This is a genomic window from Gemmatimonadota bacterium, assembly GCA_026706345.1.
Classification (GTDB): domain Bacteria; phylum JAAXHH01; class JAAXHH01; order JAAXHH01; family JAAXHH01; genus JAAXHH01.
This window is the reverse complement of sequence record JAPOYX010000221.1, coordinates 1574-2192: the sequence shown is the minus strand read 5'-3', so window position 1 is coordinate 2192 and position 619 is coordinate 1574. Positions and strand designations below refer to the sequence as shown.

Annotated in this window: 1 protein-coding gene; it reads left to right on the top strand. The window is 58.3% G+C overall.

What is annotated here, in order from left to right; translation table 11 throughout:
* Positions 1-155: 155 nt before the first annotated feature.
* The coding region (locus OXG98_15735; protein MCY3773457.1) for an SDR family NAD(P)-dependent oxidoreductase at positions 156-619 on the top strand (464 nt) is incomplete at its 3' end.

The window sequence follows — 619 nt, the reverse complement described above, 5'->3', positions numbered from 1 at the left end:
GTCATTGACGCACATCGTCAACAATGACCCCATCGCCCTGGCGGGCATGGCCTACGCAATGACGCCGGTGATGTTGCTGATCACCTTCTATCACTGGCGTGCGGCGAGGCAGGAAGCCGACGCCACGACCGACTGATCGACAGAGGCGAGCGCCCATGAAGACCAAGCCCATGAAAACCAGGTGTTTCGTTGTATTCGCTGCGATGCTTGTTTCGTCTGTAGCAAGCGCCGAGACCATCCTGATCACCGGCTCCAATCGCGGCATTGGACTGGAGTTTGCGAAGCAGTATGCGGACAAGGGCTGGCACGTCATTGCCACGCATCGCCGTGATCAGGTACCGGACACGCTTGCGGCGTTGTCATCGACTTACGAAAACGTCCAGGTGGAAACGCTGGACGTCAACAATGCCGCTCACCGTGAAGCCCTGGTTGACAAGCTCGACGGTATGCCGATCGATGTATTGCTGAACAACGCGGCGGTGATGGGGATCAATGCCACGGGAACGCTCGCAACCCAGACCAACGAGAATTTCGGGACGCTGGTGCCGGAGCACTTCATGCCGTATTTCACGACCAACGTTTTGGCGCCCCTGCTCGTCTCGGAGGCGCTTGTCGAGAA